The following is a 15,971-nucleotide window of genomic DNA, read 5'->3' on the forward strand; positions in this document are numbered from 1 at the left end:
ACTTTCCTCCTCTTCGAAGTTCGTGTTTACTACCTTAAATGTTATAATATTAAGAAAAATACTATATGAAGTTCCCTATCTAGTGCAAGCTATATTATTTAATTCTTTTAATCGGTTAACGTTTAAGCTTGTTATTTATTCAAGTACATGTGAATGTTTTTCTCAAGTTTGAGTCTTCTAATTAAGAAGGCTTATAGGCTGGGACCCACATGAATAGAATCTAATTCAAGTAGAAAGGAGAACGATTATGAGATTAATGTCGATCTGTCCGAGTAATACAGAACTTCTTGCTTACCTTGGATTGACCGATCAGTTGGTCGGTGTGGATCAATATTCTGATTGGCCTGAGGGGGTGAGTGAGTTGCCACAACTTGGTCCTGATTTATCGATTGATATGGATCATGTCGAAAGCTTACAACCTGATTTGGTGATTGCTTCTTTAAGTGTGCCAGGAATGGAGCGGAACATTGAAGAGTTAGAAAGGCGGAACGTACCCTATATTATTCTTAATCCAAATTCTCTTGAAGAGATAGCAGAGGATTTGATTAAGGTTGGGGCTCATACGCAAACAGAACAAAGAGCTAAAGAAGTGGTTCATGCTTACCGCACAATCATTGCGCAATACCAACAGTTAACAGACACAATTAAGGATAAACCAACACTATATTGGGAATGGTGGCCGAAGCCTATCTTCTCACCAGGGGGACCAAATTGGTTAACAAAGATCAGTGAATTAGCCGGGGGACAAAATGTATTTTCTCATGAAAAGGAAGCAAGCGTGAAGCGATCGTGGGAAGATGTACGAATGATTGATCCAGAGGTTATATGTATGGCTTGGGTGGGAGTGAAAGAAGAAAAAATGAAGCCAGAGGCTATTCGTAAACGCCCAGGATGGGAAGAGGTGCAAGCTGTAAAAATGAATCGGATTTTTGTGCTGCAAGAAGCATTATACTGTCGCCCGTCTCCTCGTTTGCTATGGGGATTACAGAAATTAGCGTATCTTCTTCATCCAGAAGTGTATCCAGTTCCTGATGATAAAGATCCGTTGCTGAAGATTTTGGTGAATCGTTAAAGGAGAGGTTCTATAATTGAGCATGGGAGAGGGAGTGGGAGAATGGGGCGAGAAGTTGTTATTGTCGAGGCTGTTAGAACACCAGTAGGAAAGAGGAAAGGTGTTTTTCGAGAGGTACACCCTGTTCATATGGCGAGTACCCTATTACATGAACTTGTTCAACGAGCGGGTGTTAATAAAGAACATATTGAGGATATTGTGATGGGATGTGTATCCCCGATTGGGGAGCAGGGATATAACATTGGCCGTCTGGCGGGGCTAGAAGCAGGCTTTCCTGTAGAAGTTCCGGGGGTGCAATTAAACCGAATGTGCGGATCGGGTCAGCAAGCAATTCATTTCGCAGCTCAAGAAATCTTGGCTGGGGATATGGATGTCACGATTGGAGCAGGGGTTGAAAATATGTCGAAGGTTCCTATTTTAAGTGATGGGGATGAACGAACGATTCCTGACTCTCTACAAGATAAATTTGAATTTATTCATCAAGGCCTTTCAGCTGAGCGGATCGCCATGAAATATGGTTTCACAAGAGAGCAGTTAGATGAATACGCCTATGAAAGCCATCAGCGTGCGATTCATGCGATCGATTCTGGCATATTTGATAGGGAGATGATGCCTTTAAACGGATTATCGAGGGAAGGGGAATCGATACTAGTCCAGCAGGATGAGGGCCCTCGTAGAGGTACATCAATCTCAAAGCTTCAAAAGCTGCAACCAGTCTTTAAAGATGATGGACGGATTACAGCAGGAAATGCAAGCCAGATGAGTGACGGGGCAGCAGCAGTTCTATTGATGAATAAAGACAAGGCCAATGAGCTAGGTTTAAAAGCAAGGGCTCGGATTGTTAAGCGAGTTGTAGTCGGGTCTGATCCGACGATGATGTTAGATGGGGTTATTCCTGCTACCAAGAAGGTTCTCCTTCAAGCTGGACTAACGATCGATGATATTGATTTGGTAGAGATCAACGAAGCGTTTGCACCTGTTGTCCTTGCATGGCAAGAAGAGTTACAAGCAGATTTAAAAAAGGTTAACGTCAATGGGGGAGCAATCGCATTAGGCCATCCTCTTGGTGCAACCGGTGCGAAACTTATGACTACGCTTCTTCATGAGTTAGAACGTAGAAATGGTCGTTTCGGACTCTTAACGATCTGCATAGGACACGGTATGGCAACCGCTGCTATTATTGAACGGTTATAATGGTTATGGTGTTCGTTATTCGTAATCCCAGAGATTTCACATAAAAAAACCTGCCAATTCGGCAGGTTTTTTGCTTATTGTTCTAGGGCATCTGTGCAAAGGGCAGATAGAATGGTTTGCTTAAATTGAGGGGTTCGCTCTCGTAAATCTTTAACACTATATATCCCTGTATAGTATTGAACAACTAATCCGTCGACGAACGCTACTAGAAAAGATGCGCCGAGGTTATGGTGAATCATAGGATACTTATTGTCTTGGTCGAGTTCAGTCAATTTAGATTGAAGGTGATCGACCATCTCGTTAAAAGCTCCTGCAAAAGTAGTTTGATAAACCTTACCTTGGGTGTAACGGCTCATTACGGATTTAATCATATCAATGTTCCGGTCATTATAGTCCCAAGAATCGTATAAGAATTGCTCAATAAAGTCTTCGACGTTTTCACATTGGTTATTGTTTAACGCGTGGATATAGTCGTCCTCTAGTTGTTTTAATAGATCATCCATATTTTCATGAGAAATTCGGTGTTCCATGTATAGCCCTCCTTGAGTCTGATGGAGAGAAGATACCCGGAAGTATTGAGAAAGAAACGTAACTTTCATTATCCTACTTCTCATATCCCTTGATCTGGATTATAATGGTTTAAATTTGAAAGGTGAAGAGGGATGAACGTGCAGGCAAATTCAAAGGTTGTAGAAAGGACTAATGCGGGAATTAGCCATTCTTTAAAAAGGGGGGCAATGGCTGGGCTTCCGATAATGTTTGGGTATCTTCCGATTGCAATAACATATGGTGTGTTAGCAAGTGAAGCAGGTTTAAATCTTTTTGAGATTACGATGATGAGTGTGATGGTTTTTGCAGGGGCAAGCCAGTTTGTAGCGACCAATATGATTTTAACTAGTGTAAGTGCAATTGAGATTATACTAGCTACCTTTGTTCTTAACTTCCGTCATTTTGTGATGAGCTTTTCATTTATGAATCAAATTCGCATGTTTTCACTTAAATGGAAAATCCCCCTTTCGTTAGGGTTAACAGATGAAACTTTTGCTGTTGGTTCATTGCATAAGAAAGAGTCCAAAGGTTCTTATGGAGGTTGGTTTTATGCGGCAATGATTCTAGTATCTTATTCTTCATGGGTTGGAGGTTCATTTCTGGGGGGGGTTCTTGGAGAGGTGATCCCAACGGCTTTAAGCCAAAGTATGGTCGTGGCCTTGTATGCGATGTTTATTGCTCTTTTGGTACCATCTATCAGAAGGGAATGGAAGATTGGGATTATTGCTATTATTAGTATGGGTGTAAATTATATACTATCAGCTTTAGGGGTTAGTAATGGATGGTCCATAGTTGTAGCGACTCTTGTCGGTGGAGCGAGTGGTATTGGATTGTTAAAGGAGGAAGAAGCATGATGTTGGTTATCATTGGTATGGCGATTGTTACAATGGTTCCTCGTCTATTGCCTGCGTTTGTTGTAGATCGATGGACGTTCCCTAACTGGGTTTCCCGTTGGCTTAATGCGATTCCATACGCTGCCCTTGGAGCTCTTATTTTTCCTGGTATTACTACTGTCATTGAGGGGGAGCCTCACATTGGCCTCCTAGCAGGCGGTGTAGCAATAGCGCTTGCGTTCTTTGGTGCACACACCATTCTAACCGTGTTGGCGGCGATTGGAACGGTATATGTCCTCACCATTATATAAAAGGCTTCTGTCACGCTGTAGGGCTATGAGCATATAGTATAGTGAGCTTATTACGGAAGGAGCCAGACAGCATGGATTATAGACAGAATAATGGGTTAAGTTGGCTTGTGGGTCAATTACTCCCAGGTCAAGGCGGATTCGGCGGTGGTTTTGGTGGGGGATATCCTCAACAACAGCCACCATTTGGTCCACCACCTGGTCAAGGAGGAGGCGGTCAGCCACCATTTGGTCCACCACCTGGTCAAGGAGGAGGCGGTCAACCGCCATTTGGCCCACCACCAGGTCAGGGTCAGGGACAGTTTAATGGTTACGGAGGTCAGCCGAGTGTCTTTGCAGTAGACCCAGGCTCGTTTTATGGGTGTTTGTACCGTTACACACGTGTTCGTCTAAATAATGGGAGAAGGTTCTGGTACTATCCAACCTACATCGGAAGAACGTCTGTTGGAGGGTATCGCTGGCGTTCAAAACAAAATCGTTGGGTATATTTTGTTATTGATACGGACCGCATTGCCTCATTCTCTTGCTCATAAAATAAAAAAACGTCATCGAAAGGTGGCGTTTTTCTATACATAATAACAAATACCGAATACAATAAAAGTAAGCGCTTGCAAATGTTTGATCAGGGGAGGGGAAGCAGTTGTATACAATTCGAAGAGCGACCCGGGAAGACGCTAGAGCAATAGCTTATGTTCATGTGGAAAGTTGGAGAACGACCTATAAACCGCTTCTCGAAGAAGAGGATATTCAGAGTTTAACACTTGAGAACCGCATAACGTTATGGGAAACAATCTTAAAAACTCCTATTAACAACCAAACCATTTTTGTGGCCACTGATAAAATGGATCGTGTGGTAGGATTTATATCTGGTGGAAAAGAACGTACAAAAGTATACGGATATGATGGAGAGATCTATGCAATTTATTTACTAGATGAAGTGAGGAAGAAAGGGCTTGGTACAGAATTATTAAAAGCGTTCACGAATGATATGGCTCAAAAAGGATACGGGTCGATATTAGTTTGGGTGCTAACGCGTAATCCGAATAAGCGATTTTATGAACGGTACGGAGCTATTGCGGTAGAAGCAGAGAATATAACGATTGGGAAAGGTACTTACGAAGAAACAGCGTACGGATGGAAACACCTCGATCACTTGCTTGAGACGTTACCCGCTTCCTCCTAATAAGATTATTGAGCGTGACAAACGAGTTTGGTCATGCATACGTTAAAAGAGCTTGGGATATCCCAAGCTCTTTTGAATACGAATAAAAAATAATGAAAACGTCCAAAGGGAATTTTAGATCGAATGGATGGGTGTAAGCTTCTATAAATGTAGATGTCTATTTTTCTTCTTCGTGATACGGCTCAATGTGAATATGTGCATAATGAATACCATGTTCATCAGCTAATGAGTTTTCAAGGCGATCTGTAATATCATGACCTTCTTGAACACTTAGCTGTGGATCGACTAAAATCGTTGCATCAACAAGCACTTGGTTTCCATGTAAGCGTGCTTTGACATCTTCTACGACTTTTACCTCGGTATCTTGCTTGAGTGTATCTTTTACTTGATCAAGAAGTTCCTCATCAACACCGTCTGTCAACGTATGGGAAGCATCACGGAATATTTCATAAGCGGTTTTGCAAATAATGAGTCCTACGAAGAAACCAGCTACTGGATCCAGCCAATAGGCTCCAAATTGTGCACCAATAATACCGATGAAAGCACCTATACTAACAAGGGCGTCGGATCGGTTGTCTTGAGCTGCTGCATAGAGGGAATGACTATTAATCCGTTTAGATAAGCGTAGGTTATAGCGATAGACACCGTACATCACCACAGCTGCACCAGCTGCAGTCCAAGCGGTAAGTAAACTGGGTTGTTCGTCGTGACCGGCAACTATTTGTTGAATGGTTTCGTATATAACTTGTAGGCCGACTGTCATCATTATGAAAGCGGCAATGAGTGAGCCGATTGTTTCGGCGCGGAAATGTCCGTAGTGGTGGTCTTTGTCAGGTGGCTTTCTGGAGATTCGTAACCCGATTAAGACGGCTAAAGATGCAATGACATCTGTTACGTTGTTCAAACCATCTGCGCGTAATGCTTCAGATTGACCGACTGAAGCAATAATTAACTTTGTAGCAGACAATATGAGATAAGCACATATGCTAATCCATGCACCCTGCTCACCTTTTTTTAGGTTCTCATATTCATTCATAAATTGATCCTCCGTTCCCTTTCAATAAACCTTATATAGCTTACCAAAAGGGGTTCATATGAGTCTAGAGAAAAAAACGTTGCTATCTTCACTTCTATTGTCACCATAAAATAATGTTTCCTTAACCCAATATTATATCCTGAATCAAACAATGGGTAAAAAGGCCTGATTTTTGTCATATTTGTAATCAAAATGTCGAATAGGGGATTAATCTACTCTCAAAAGGGTACCTGCTTATTAAGATATTATTTATATGTTTTAGATAACAGAAACAAGATCGGTAAACCGCAGATTCGGCTTTTGGAAATTTCAATGACAAAGGAGTGAGGCTATTGGTTAAGGAAACGGTAATCATTGAAGGCTCTGTACGTGGTATGAAGTTCTCAAAGCCTGTGTTATTGCAGTACAATCCTGCTGAGGAGAACATAGAAGAGGCTATTATTAAATTTTTTAACAGTAGTGCCCAATCATTCGAAGAACTAGCCGTGCAACGTGGTTGGAGAGATTCATACTGGACGTTCCCACAATATTACGAACTCGTCATTTAATACATTATTAAGTAAAGGCAACCCTAATAGGGTTGCCTTTACTTATGCTTGTTTTTTAACTCACGCTAATTTTTGATTCTTCCATTGCATTAGTTAGAGGAACGTTTCCGTTAGCTTAAATGGAGCGTAAGGCGGGCCTGGAAACCACTCGCTTTCCTGTGGGGAGCTGGTGAGCCTCCTCAACCGGCAAAGCCGGTCTCCGGGGTCTCACCTAGGCTCTTCTGCCCACGGGAGTCTCGCAGTTTCCAGGCCCGCCTTTGCCAAATAGGGTGAGACGGAAACGTGCCATATTTGGGTGATAGAGGCTTATGAACATCTATAGTAAGCGGGGGCCGTTCAACTAATTAAAGTCAGGGCAGGATAGGGGACTGCGAGACTCCCGCGGGGGAAGGAGCCTATCTAGTTCCGTAGTGGAGGACCTAGCGAGATAAGCCATCTTTTTTACAAAGGCTAATCGCCTTTTCCAAAAAGCTGACTTATCCGTACGGTCCTAGGCACCACTCCTGCACTTTAAATCTAGGGAAGACCCCACAGAGAGCGAAAGCGATCGAGGAGGCTTCCCAGCTCCCCGCAGGAAAGCGAGTTGTCCCCTATCCTGCCCTATCCGCCACATATGGGAACGGCCTAATCTTACTAGGGTATCTAGTAAAAAAAATATCTCGATATTGAAACTCTTTGTTTTGAAGTAAGTGTGTGGTGGGTATATACTATAGGTATCCCAATTATTTCATGATGTGGAAATGATGGGTAGACTATACTGATTGGATAAAAGGAGAGATAAGTTTGACAAACATTGCAGTGATCTACTACAGTTCGACCGGTACGAATTACAAATTAGCTAAGTGGGCTGAAGAGGCAGCTAAGGAAGCTGGTGCTGAGGTGAAGCTTGTTCGTGTTGCAGAAACGGCACCTGAAGAAGCGATTGCTCAAAACCCAGCTTGGAAGCAGCATATAGAAGAAACGAAAGATGTACCTGTCGCTTCAAATGATGATCTTGAATGGGCTGATGGTTTTATTTTTAGTGTACCAACTCGCTTTGGTAACGTTCCAGCTCAAGTGAAATCATTTTTAGATGCAACAGGTGGCCTATGGTTTAACGGGAAACTTGTCAACAAAGTAGTAAGTGCAATGTCTTCCGCTCAAAACCCTCATGGCGGTCAAGAGCAAACAATCACAAATCTTTACACCACGATGTTTCACTGGGGAGCGATTGTAGCTGCACCAGGTTACTCAGATCAGTCTGTCTTTGCGAGTGGCGGAAATCCTTACGGGACTTCCGTAACCGTTGATGGGGATGGCAATATGCAAGAAGATGTAGAAGCGGCTGTAAAACACCAAGCGAAACGCACGGTTGATATTGCGAGCCGTATTCATGGTAAATAAATGAAGCATGCTAGGCCATCCCCTGAGGGTGGTCTTTTTTACATATAATCGCTTACTTTTCCAAAGTAAACATTTCCTCTGTATTGGGGTAAATTACTATTAAATTGAATCCATATAGGAGCTTCAGAGAGGAGTGGATTCATTTCTACTAACCACCGTTCTCCGTAAAAGATCCCTTTAAGAGCCGTCCCCATCTCGCGCATAAAAATTTGATAACGAATGTCTTGTTGAGTTTCTGGAAAGGCTTTTGTCCCCACTAATACGCTTCCTTGAAATAGTACAGAGGTGTTTGGCTGTAATGACCACCAGCCAAACACCTCGTCACGCATTTCGTTGGTCTGATCGACTGCTAGTTCCTTTGAAATTGTCAGAAATAAATCGCCTGTTTGATCCGAGTGGGTGAGTGTGTAAGTGCGTTCAGAAAATGGTGTGAAGTGGGCGATATCAGGCCGATACTGAGTGTAAACTTTGTAAGGAGAGAAACTCATTTATTGTCCCCCTATTCTTTGAGTTGGAATGATTTGAAAGATTGATGTACATTATCTTATTCACGTTACTGTAATAGGGAACAATTTAGAGTGAAAACATACGTATTTCAAAGGTTTAATAGAGAAAATCGTGGGGAAAATAGAATTAATAGTTATTTTATCAGAAAATTGTTTCAATTTAGAAAGATCTATCATATACTACTTAAAAGGGGGAGAGTTCCATGAGAAAGGAAAAAGTGTCGTACGCCCTAACTTGGTTCCCGATGAAAGATCGAGATGTGATTCATGCCAAACGTGATGTGCCTTACGAGATTAGATTAGCAAGCACTTTAGTATTAGATGAGCTTTGCTACAAGTGGAACAAATCAAACCTGGAATCTCAAATCAACGAAGCAATTGACCAAGGTGATCATGAACGACTCGTTGAATTAAGTGAACTCTACAGACCATACACATATGAATAATCATGTATACATGCGAAAAGCGCTTAGAGTTTGGTTCAAACTCTAAGCGCTTTCTTTTGTAGAATATAAACGTTTACTCAGGGTAGAGGTTCCCTTCTTGATCTAGAAGAGCTTTGAAAGAAATGGAATTCAAGTAATTATATTGAGCTTCCTTTTCTTGTGCTGAATATGGACTGATTTGATCGTTCTTTATGACGAAAGGGTGAAACCTCATGGATACACGTTCCTCTTTAAGGGTCACTTCAAGAACTCCTGTTTCTGCTGTTTTCCCAGTTACATAGTTTGGGAACAGGAAATTCCCTAGTGAGTAGGCGATCGGTTTTCCGTTATACACCTCAAAACCTTGGAGTACGTGAGGGTGTGAACCAATTACGGCATCCACTCCATGGTCAACCAACGTGTGAGCAATGTGGGTTTGGTCTTTGTTCGGTAAATGAACCTTCTCATCACCCCAATGGTAATAGACGAGCACATAATCGACTTCTTTTTTCACTTTATCTACGATAGAGAGCACTCGATCAAGTTGATACCCGCTTGCGACCCCGGGAGTATGCTTCCCTGCATACCAGCTTAGGTCAGGTAAAACTTCAGAAAAGGCTAATACGGCAATGGTTTGATTCTTTATTGAGATTCGCTGCTCCTGATAAGCTTCTTTTTGATTGTGACCAGCGCCTATGTAATCGATGTTTTTATCTTCTAGTGCTTTGAAGGTATCTAAAAGTCCTTGTACGTTATAATCCAGTGTATGATTGTTCGCAAGGCTAACCAGATCGACTCCTGCATGTGATAACCCATCTAACAGAAGAGGAGAAGCTTTGAAATTATACAACTTCGGGAAAGGGGTTGTTGCACTTGTGATAGGTGTTTCTAAATTGACCACGGTATAATCGCTCTTTTTAAATAAAGGAGCAACATGTTGGAAAGGGTAATCTGGACCTGAATCTTTCATTGTGGTCACTAGGGAATACTCCATTAATACATCTCCACCAAATGTAATAGAGATCGGGCTTTTTGATTCAGAAGATACATGTAATAAATGACAAAGGGGAGTCCAACTTGATAGGAGCCATCCGTATTCTGCACAAGCTAATTGCAAATCATCGCCATTCTTCGCCTTTGCTTCAGAGAACGTAGGAAGGAAAAGGATAAATAAAAGTAGGGAAAGTATAATGGTAATGTTCGATTTCCGTTTCATAATGATGATAATCCTCTCTTAAGTGATGTAGGAAAAATAAACCAACGAATTGTTCAAATGTATTATAATAAAATTCAAGACTCTGTGGTATGCGGAATTGGACCTATCCATTAGCGCCTATTCTTCCTAATCCACAAGAAATGAGTATAAATGGGAATCTTGATAAACGTATAGAATTTAGCAAATTTAGGTCTATAACCTCTTTATTTCCAGTGCATGCTGTGATGTAATAGATAGTACAAATGAACGATTTAAAAAGGTGAGGTTGTAATTTGAGCGATCACGCTTTCTTTATAGAGTAATAGATTAAGCAAAAGAAAGAGTTTGTTCTCCTTTTGCTTCTTTTTTTTAAAATTAAACCGAACATACGTTCTTGTTTTGGGGGTGGAGAATGAGAGAGGTAGAAGAGAAGTTTTATAAGGAGTTCCCGAATTTACGAGGGAATCGAGCTGTAGAGGCATTTTTGCGGAAGCCGGAACACCAGGAAATGTTAAAGGAATTCGTTGATTCACCTAGTCAAGCTAAGAAAGAACATTTAGATTATGCTTTTAAGGTGTATTACTTTGACCTTCGCTTCACTTCTTATTTAAACACATCCTTATATTTTCAAAGTGTGAATTATGATAAGAGGATGAGGCGATTCGCTAAACATCATGCGCTCACTCTTGATCAGTCGGTGGGCGATGAGGGCGGAACAACTTTTAAGGATCTGCTACTGAATGAAGGGGAGATTTTGTATATGGAATCTCCTACTTCTTTCAAAGATTGTATAGAGGATGATCGATTGCTCGAAGCTTATTTTTCTTTAACGGACAAGCAAAGAAAGGTTCTTGATATGGCGTATCTCTTAGAACTTAAGGATACAGAAATTGCCAAACGAATGAATGCATCTCAACAAGCTGTGTCCAAATCCCGCAAAAAAGCTTTAAAAAAATTGAGGTGCTTATTAACGAAATGATAAGAAAGGGGGGATCTTTTGGTTGCTTTATACAATTGGGTGCAGGAAGCACAAAATGGATATGGGACAGAGGAGAAAATTATTGATACGTTTATACCAAAAATAAAAAAATCTCTCCGGCTGACGAATCCGGGTAACAGGGAGGATCTTGAGCAAGAATTGAAGCTGTGCGTCATCCATTACGTTAAGAGCTATCCATTAGATAAAGTCCCGGGATTAGTGGATTTGAATGAACAAAGGAATTCGTAGAAAGGGGGGATAGTGATGGATTATTTGGTTTTTATTCAGCTACTCGGGAACTTTGGTTTTCCAATTGCAGTGACGATGTTCTTACTAGTAAAGTTTGATAAAAAGCTCGACAAATTAGAAGAGGCCGTGTATTCCCTTCCCCGATCAGCAGATCGATCAGCAGATCGATTTAAAGAAGAGAAAAAGTCATAAACAGAGCGTTCTCCTTAGGGGAGGACGCTTATTTACGATGCACAAAGTGGAGTAATTGTGTTGCTCTTGTTAATATTGTCACATGTTTTGAAAGGAGTGCTTATGGAAGTAAAAGGGGAGAATAAAGGCCTTTATTCTTTTGTCATCTTTTTCTAAAACGTGTTATATTGTATAGTAACTTGATACAGAAAGGAAACACATCATGAGGAGAATATTTCTGATCGGGTTCGTTAGTATGTTAGCTCTGACCGCGTGTCAAACCAGTACAGATGAAACCCAACAAGCAAAAGAAAATGCATCAAAAAATACGACTATAACACAAAAAGAAAACCGTTCTGAAGACGATTCAAACCAAGATCAAGATGATTCAGATGAGAATGAACAAGGTGAGGATCAAGAACAAACACAAAAAGAAAATGAATCGAATGAAGAGAACAATGGATCTGAACAATCGGATGCCAATGAAGATGCTGACTCGGAAGAAGAAACGCCAAAGCAAGATGATTCGAATCAGGAAGGATCCAGTGATTCAAATACAGTGGTTGTTGATAACCCGGAAAGTGTGGAGGTCGTTGTGAACAAACAACGCAAACTTCCTGATGGGTATACCCCTTCTGATTTAACGGTTCCGGAAGTGCCATTTTATTTTGATGAGTTTCATCAAAAAAAGCAAATGCGAGGAGTTGCCGCGAGTGCTCTTGAGGAGTTGTTTGAAGGAGCAGAACAAGCTGGGATTGATTTAGTGGCTGCTTCTGGATATAGAGCTTACGAGAGACAAGAAACCATTTTTGCGAGCAATGTAGAAAAGCACGGGGAAGAACATGCTAGGCAGTTCTCAGCTGTTCCAGGACACAGTGAGCACCAAACAGGACTTGCAATGGATGTTACAGTTGCCAAGCTGTCATTTCAGTTGAGTCAAGACCTTGGAGATATGAAAGAAGGGGAATGGCTGGCGGAGAACGCTCATAAATATGGCTTTGTTATTCGTTATCCGGAAGGAAAGTCGCATATTACAGGATATGAATATGAGCCATGGCATCTGCGTTATATTGGAAAAGATGTAGCGACTAAAGTATATAATCAAGATGTTACACTCGAAGAATTCTATAACATGGTCCCGTAAACGGAAAAAACCAGTCATTCTAGCAGAATGACTGGTTTTTTTAGTCTTCATATTAGTAACAGATGCCCACTCTTTTTTTGAAGAAAGAAGGAGAGTCAAGAACATCGTAGGCAAAACGGGCAGTATCATTTGTGGATATCTTCTTCCCGTCTTTAGGCAGGAGGTCAAACTCGAATCGAACCCCACCTTCTTCTTCTCCATCTGGTAAATAAGTGGGGCATATTATCGTCCAGTTTAAAGATGATGACTGAAGTTCCAAATAAGCTTTAAGATGTTCTTCAGCTGCAAATGTTTTGGTTCGTTTAGATTCTGAGGATTGGAATCGGTATTTCCCTTCTTCCTTACGACTATTAAGAATTCCAGCTGTTCCTATGGTTACAAGTCGGTTGATCCCCTGCTTTTCCATCACGCTTCGAATGAGCGGAATGCTTTCTGATAGCGTGGTTGTCTTGTCTGTTCCTAAACTAGAAAAGACTACATCGCAGCCATTAATAGTAGCTTGAATATCATCTTCTTGAGTGGCATCCCCGATTACATGTGTTGCTTCAGGGATAAGCTCCTGTGCTTTCTCTTGATCGCGAACGAGTGCTTGGATCGTGTGACCTTGATGGACGGCAAAACGGATAAAGGAGCTGCCTACACGTCCTGTGCCTCCGAATACTGCAATTTTCAATATACTCACCTCATGTTCATTAATATTGTGTTAAAATTTAGAAAATAAAGCGTTCTCTTAAAACGGTTTCTGCTAAGCTAGTTTTAAACTATAACGAAAGCGTGGGGGCGGGGCAAAGATGAATCCTAAATTAATCCGAAGCTGGGCTCTTTATGATTGGGCAAACTCAGCATTTGCTACAACGATTATGGCGGCTGTTTTGCCAATTTTTTATCAACAGGTAGCTGCCTCTAATTTAACAGGTAATCAAGCTACGAGCTACTGGGGATATTCCCAGTCTATTGCGGTTTTAATCGTAGCGATCCTAGCTCCTATACTAGGGGCCATCGGTGACTATTCAGCTGCTAAGAAGAAATTCCTGCGTTTCTTCGCTTATATGGGGATGATCGCGAGCGTTATGCTAGCCTTTGTAGATAGCGGTGAGTATATATTCGCATCCCTCCTTTTAATAATAGGTACGATTGGATTTTCAGGGGCAAATATATTTTATGACGCATTTCTCCCTGAAATTTCAAAGGGTACGGACATGGATAAAGTATCATCCCGAGGATTTGCCTTTGGATATATCGGCGGGGGATTGCTCTTAGCTCTAAACTTACTAATGATTCAAAAATATGAATGGTTTGGCTTCCCCTCAGCAGAGTTTGGTACTAAACTAGCCTTTGTTTCTGTTGGAATTTGGTGGTTTGTCTTTTCAATACCTCTCTTTAAAAATGTGAAGGAAGAGAAGAAAGGGGGGCAAGTTAAAAGAGATCAATCTTATGCACGGATAGGCTTTTCTCGCGTAGCAAATACGTTTAGAGAGATTAATCAGTACAAACAACTTTTAGTTTTCTTGCTCGCGTTTTGGCTATACAATGATGGAATTTCTACCATCATTAAAATGGCGACGATTTACGGAAGTGAAATAGGGATAGGCTCTAGTCATTTGATTGCAGCTCTTTTAATTACTCAATTTGTGGGGATTCCTTGTACGTTTTTCTTTGGCTGGCTTGCGACTAAAATCACGGCGAAGAGGGCATTGTCGATTACGCTGTTTGTTTATATAGGGATTGTCATTTTAGGTTATTTCATGAGTTCAGCTGCTCACTTTTATGCATTAGCAATATGTGTAGGCGTCGTGCAGGGGGGAGCTCAGTCTCTGAGCCGATCGATATTCGGTCGAATGGTCCCTGATGATCGGCATGCAGAATTCTTTGGTTTTTATGGTATTTCGGCTAAATTCTCTGCGATTGTTGGCCCTGCTTTATTTGGATTCGTAGGTAGTGTAACGGGGTCTAGTAAGTTTGGGATCTTTAGTCTAGTGGTCTTCTTTGTAGTCGGATTACTATTACTTCAAAAGGTTAATATTACAAAAGGGATGGAAGAAGCGAAGAAGAAGACTGTATCTAATGATAGAGTAGATGTGCATCTATAAAAGGAGCGGGACGACAGACGAAATGTTGTCCCGCATTTTACATAATGATTAGACGATGGGGTTGCTGAACTGGTTAACAGCTTGTGCGTCCAAGTGCTTGCCGGTATCATACGAAATATTATCAAGGAGTGAAGCAATCTTATTAAGTGCTCCATCCGTTGGTTCATCCCAGTAAAGGAGTATTTCAGAGCAGATCTCGAGACCTTCACGTCGTGCTTCTTCATAAAGATCAAGGAAGCTGTCTTTTAGAGGTTCGTTCGTCGCTGAGTGATACCATGTGTTTCGGTCTAAATTTAAGTAGTCCTTATTATACCTCAGAGGTTGGTGAGAAAATGGCGATACAAGGTTACCAAGAAGTGTGTTTTTCCATCCATATGGGTCATATAAAACGTGAAAGGCTCTCTTCATATCTTTGTAGGCTGCGTTCACGAAATTCAGAGGAATACGACTGACCACCGATGGGAAGAAAGATATAATTTTTTTGGTTAGCAATGATGACACTTCTACGTCCAGCGAAGGGCCAACATCAATTTCCTGATAAACGGGTGTTCTCCATGTCTTTAAATGCCGGTAACGTTCCATCATAATCGTATCAAGAATAACTTCAAATTCCTGATGTTTATTGTTCTCATATCCTGAAAAGTAATGGACGAATGGATGAGTATTACGATCTAATATATGGTGAGTTACAAACCCCATTACATAAGCCCTGGCATATTTATTTAAATTTTTAGATGCAGCAATAAGATCTATAAGAAAAGGTCCACAAGCTTCGTGGTGAAGTACGTTCCCTATTTCATTAATGGAAGTGTCTTTTTTCCAAGGCCAAAAATTGTGATAGAAGAATGGATCTGGACCTTGAGCTCCAAGATTTAAATAGTTTCCTGTTGCTTGATATTCTGTCGGAACGTTTATTCCATCTATGATATCCTCAGCGAACAAGATGTGTGTCCATATATTGGGCATGAAGATCCCTCCTTTATAAGCTACTTCCATTATAAGTCATCATTTTAAACCTGTCTTTTGATTGTGTGAACAAAGGAAGGAATTTTACTTCTTGTGGAGAATACGTAAGGGATAGAGTCTATCTCTATGAAAACAAGTTT

The 15,971-nt window shown here is 41.1% G+C and carries 20 protein-coding genes; 14 read left to right on the forward strand and 6 right to left on the reverse strand.

Translation table 11 applies throughout. The features are described 5' to 3' along the window. Positions 1 to 247 precede the first annotated feature (247 nt). The gene (locus tag ACYX4O_RS03925; protein ID WP_476354763.1) at positions 248 to 1,072 is read left to right on the forward strand and encodes a cobalamin-binding protein; all 825 of its coding nucleotides are present in this window, start codon (positions 248 to 250) and stop codon (positions 1,070 to 1,072) included. A 42-nt stretch (positions 1,073 to 1,114) separates the two neighbouring features. Further along, a complete protein-coding gene (locus tag ACYX4O_RS03930; protein ID WP_476354765.1) occupies positions 1,115 to 2,266 on the forward strand; it encodes a thiolase family protein in 1,152 nt (383 codons plus the stop codon). A 74-nt stretch (positions 2,267 to 2,340) separates the two neighbouring features. Here the strand turns inward: ACYX4O_RS03930 and ACYX4O_RS03935 are convergent, their stop codons facing one another. Further along, positions 2,341 to 2,796: a hypothetical protein gene (locus ACYX4O_RS03935; protein ID WP_476354767.1), complete on the reverse strand. Its 456-nt coding sequence runs from the start codon at positions 2,794 to 2,796 to the stop codon at positions 2,341 to 2,343. A 132-nt stretch (positions 2,797 to 2,928) separates the two neighbouring features. On the opposite strand from ACYX4O_RS03935, the gene ACYX4O_RS03940 reads away from it, so the two are divergent. From ACYX4O_RS03940 to ACYX4O_RS03955, 4 genes are all read left to right on the forward strand, one after another. Beyond that, positions 2,929 to 3,669 (forward strand): AzlC family ABC transporter permease, encoded by a 741-nt coding sequence (locus tag ACYX4O_RS03940; RefSeq protein WP_476354769.1) that lies wholly within the window; start codon positions 2,929 to 2,931, stop codon positions 3,667 to 3,669. Then, positions 3,666 to 3,959, forward strand: a complete 294-nt coding sequence (locus tag ACYX4O_RS03945) for an AzlD domain-containing protein (protein ID WP_476354771.1) — start codon at positions 3,666 to 3,668, stop codon at positions 3,957 to 3,959. The genes ACYX4O_RS03940 and ACYX4O_RS03945 overlap by 4 nt, the downstream gene beginning before the upstream one ends. Before the next feature lie 71 nt (positions 3,960 to 4,030). Further along, positions 4,031 to 4,489 (forward strand): hypothetical protein, encoded by a 459-nt coding sequence (locus ACYX4O_RS03950; protein WP_476354772.1) that lies wholly within the window; start codon positions 4,031 to 4,033, stop codon positions 4,487 to 4,489. 107 nt (positions 4,490 to 4,596) lie between these two features. Further along, positions 4,597 to 5,139 (forward strand): N-acetyltransferase family protein, encoded by a 543-nt coding sequence (locus ACYX4O_RS03955; RefSeq protein WP_476354773.1) that lies wholly within the window; start codon positions 4,597 to 4,599, stop codon positions 5,137 to 5,139. A gap of 157 nt (positions 5,140 to 5,296) precedes the next feature. Here the strand turns inward: ACYX4O_RS03955 and ACYX4O_RS03960 are convergent, their stop codons facing one another. After that, on the reverse strand, positions 5,297 to 6,175 hold the full coding sequence (locus ACYX4O_RS03960) for a cation diffusion facilitator family transporter (RefSeq protein ID WP_476354774.1): 879 nt from the start codon (positions 6,173 to 6,175) through the stop codon (positions 5,297 to 5,299). Positions 6,176 to 6,507: 332 nt separating this feature from the next. On the opposite strand from ACYX4O_RS03960, the gene ACYX4O_RS03965 reads away from it, so the two are divergent. Further along, positions 6,508 to 6,723, forward strand: coding sequence for a hypothetical protein (locus ACYX4O_RS03965; protein WP_476354775.1), 216 nt, complete (start codon positions 6,508 to 6,510; stop codon positions 6,721 to 6,723). Positions 6,724 to 7,506: 783 nt separating this feature from the next. Continuing rightward, positions 7,507 to 8,106, forward strand: a complete 600-nt coding sequence (gene wrbA / locus ACYX4O_RS03970; RefSeq protein ID WP_476354776.1) for an NAD(P)H:quinone oxidoreductase — start codon at positions 7,507 to 7,509, stop codon at positions 8,104 to 8,106. A 38-nt stretch (positions 8,107 to 8,144) separates the two neighbouring features. On the opposite strand, the gene ACYX4O_RS03975 is transcribed toward wrbA, so the two are convergent. Beyond that, the gene (locus ACYX4O_RS03975) at positions 8,145 to 8,594 is read right to left on the reverse strand and encodes a staygreen family protein (protein ID WP_476354777.1); all 450 of its coding nucleotides are present in this window, start codon (positions 8,592 to 8,594) and stop codon (positions 8,145 to 8,147) included. Positions 8,595 to 8,815: 221 nt separating this feature from the next. Here ACYX4O_RS03975 and ACYX4O_RS03980 point away from each other — a divergent pair, with 221 nt between their 5' ends. Then, a complete protein-coding gene (locus ACYX4O_RS03980) occupies positions 8,816 to 9,058 on the forward strand; it encodes a hypothetical protein (protein ID WP_476354778.1) in 243 nt (80 codons plus the stop codon). 73 nt (positions 9,059 to 9,131) lie between these two features. Here the strand turns inward: ACYX4O_RS03980 and ACYX4O_RS03985 are convergent, their stop codons facing one another. Then, the gene (locus tag ACYX4O_RS03985) at positions 9,132 to 10,253 is read right to left on the reverse strand and encodes a CapA family protein (RefSeq protein ID WP_476354779.1); all 1,122 of its coding nucleotides are present in this window, start codon (positions 10,251 to 10,253) and stop codon (positions 9,132 to 9,134) included. A gap of 391 nt (positions 10,254 to 10,644) precedes the next feature. On the opposite strand from ACYX4O_RS03985, the gene ACYX4O_RS03990 reads away from it, so the two are divergent. The 4 genes from ACYX4O_RS03990 to ACYX4O_RS04005 all read left to right on the forward strand — a co-directional run bounded on the left by ACYX4O_RS03990 (position 10,645) and on the right by ACYX4O_RS04005 (position 12,775). Continuing rightward, the gene (locus tag ACYX4O_RS03990; protein ID WP_476354780.1) at positions 10,645 to 11,211 is read left to right on the forward strand and encodes a sigma factor-like helix-turn-helix DNA-binding protein; all 567 of its coding nucleotides are present in this window, start codon (positions 10,645 to 10,647) and stop codon (positions 11,209 to 11,211) included. Between the two features lie 39 nt (positions 11,212 to 11,250). Further along, complete coding sequence (locus tag ACYX4O_RS03995; protein WP_476354781.1) at positions 11,251 to 11,460, forward strand: hypothetical protein; 210 nt, start codon at positions 11,251 to 11,253, stop codon at positions 11,458 to 11,460. A gap of 15 nt (positions 11,461 to 11,475) precedes the next feature. Continuing rightward, on the forward strand, positions 11,476 to 11,652 hold the full coding sequence (locus ACYX4O_RS04000; protein ID WP_476354782.1) for a YvrJ family protein: 177 nt from the start codon (positions 11,476 to 11,478) through the stop codon (positions 11,650 to 11,652). Between the two features lie 202 nt (positions 11,653 to 11,854). Further along, entirely contained in the window at positions 11,855 to 12,775 is a 921-nt protein-coding gene (locus ACYX4O_RS04005) for a M15 family metallopeptidase (RefSeq protein ID WP_476354783.1), read from the forward strand. Positions 12,776 to 12,827: 52 nt separating this feature from the next. Here ACYX4O_RS04005 and ACYX4O_RS04010 read toward each other — a convergent pair whose 3' ends face one another. After that, positions 12,828 to 13,448 carry an NAD(P)-dependent oxidoreductase gene (locus tag ACYX4O_RS04010; protein ID WP_476354785.1) on the reverse strand — a complete coding sequence of 207 codons (621 nt, stop codon included), beginning with the start codon at positions 13,446 to 13,448 and terminating at the stop codon, positions 12,828 to 12,830. Positions 13,449 to 13,566: 118 nt separating this feature from the next. Here ACYX4O_RS04010 and ACYX4O_RS04015 point away from each other — a divergent pair, with 118 nt between their 5' ends. Beyond that, complete coding sequence (locus ACYX4O_RS04015) at positions 13,567 to 14,865, forward strand: MFS transporter (RefSeq protein ID WP_476354787.1); 1,299 nt, start codon at positions 13,567 to 13,569, stop codon at positions 14,863 to 14,865. 48 nt (positions 14,866 to 14,913) lie between these two features. On the opposite strand, the gene ACYX4O_RS04020 is transcribed toward ACYX4O_RS04015, so the two are convergent. Further along, positions 14,914 to 15,831 (reverse strand): zinc dependent phospholipase C family protein, encoded by a 918-nt coding sequence (locus ACYX4O_RS04020; RefSeq protein ID WP_476354789.1) that lies wholly within the window; start codon positions 15,829 to 15,831, stop codon positions 14,914 to 14,916. Positions 15,832 to 15,971 lie beyond the last annotated feature (140 nt).

Source organism: Pontibacillus sp. ABV4_188 (assembly GCF_056311905.1).

Excerpts from the sequence above, each read along its gene's own strand:
- ACYX4O_RS03925 (WP_476354763.1), top strand. The coding sequence starts at position 248 with ATGAGATTAATGTCGATCTGTCCGAGTAATACAGAACTTCTTGCTTAC.
- ACYX4O_RS03930 (WP_476354765.1), top strand. The coding sequence starts at position 1,115 with ATGGGGCGAGAAGTTGTTATTGTCGAGGCTGTTAGAACACCAGTAGGA.
- ACYX4O_RS03935 (WP_476354767.1), bottom strand. The coding sequence starts at position 2,796 with ATGGAACACCGAATTTCTCATGAAAATATGGATGATCTATTAAAACAA.
- ACYX4O_RS03940 (WP_476354769.1), top strand. The coding sequence starts at position 2,929 with ATGAACGTGCAGGCAAATTCAAAGGTTGTAGAAAGGACTAATGCGGGA.
- ACYX4O_RS03945 (WP_476354771.1), top strand. The coding sequence starts at position 3,666 with ATGATGTTGGTTATCATTGGTATGGCGATTGTTACAATGGTTCCTCGT.
- ACYX4O_RS03950 (WP_476354772.1), top strand. The coding sequence starts at position 4,031 with ATGGATTATAGACAGAATAATGGGTTAAGTTGGCTTGTGGGTCAATTA.
- ACYX4O_RS03960 (WP_476354774.1), bottom strand. The coding sequence starts at position 6,175 with ATGAATGAATATGAGAACCTAAAAAAAGGTGAGCAGGGTGCATGGATT.
- ACYX4O_RS03975 (WP_476354777.1), bottom strand. The coding sequence starts at position 8,594 with ATGAGTTTCTCTCCTTACAAAGTTTACACTCAGTATCGGCCTGATATC.
- ACYX4O_RS03980 (WP_476354778.1), top strand. The coding sequence starts at position 8,816 with ATGAGAAAGGAAAAAGTGTCGTACGCCCTAACTTGGTTCCCGATGAAA.
- ACYX4O_RS03985 (WP_476354779.1), bottom strand. The coding sequence starts at position 10,253 with ATGAAACGGAAATCGAACATTACCATTATACTTTCCCTACTTTTATTT.
- ACYX4O_RS03990 (WP_476354780.1), top strand. The coding sequence starts at position 10,645 with ATGAGAGAGGTAGAAGAGAAGTTTTATAAGGAGTTCCCGAATTTACGA.
- ACYX4O_RS04000 (WP_476354782.1), top strand. The coding sequence starts at position 11,476 with ATGGATTATTTGGTTTTTATTCAGCTACTCGGGAACTTTGGTTTTCCA.
- ACYX4O_RS04005 (WP_476354783.1), top strand. The coding sequence starts at position 11,855 with ATGAGGAGAATATTTCTGATCGGGTTCGTTAGTATGTTAGCTCTGACC.
- ACYX4O_RS04015 (WP_476354787.1), top strand. The coding sequence starts at position 13,567 with ATGAATCCTAAATTAATCCGAAGCTGGGCTCTTTATGATTGGGCAAAC.
- ACYX4O_RS04020 (WP_476354789.1), bottom strand. The coding sequence starts at position 15,831 with ATGCCCAATATATGGACACACATCTTGTTCGCTGAGGATATCATAGAT.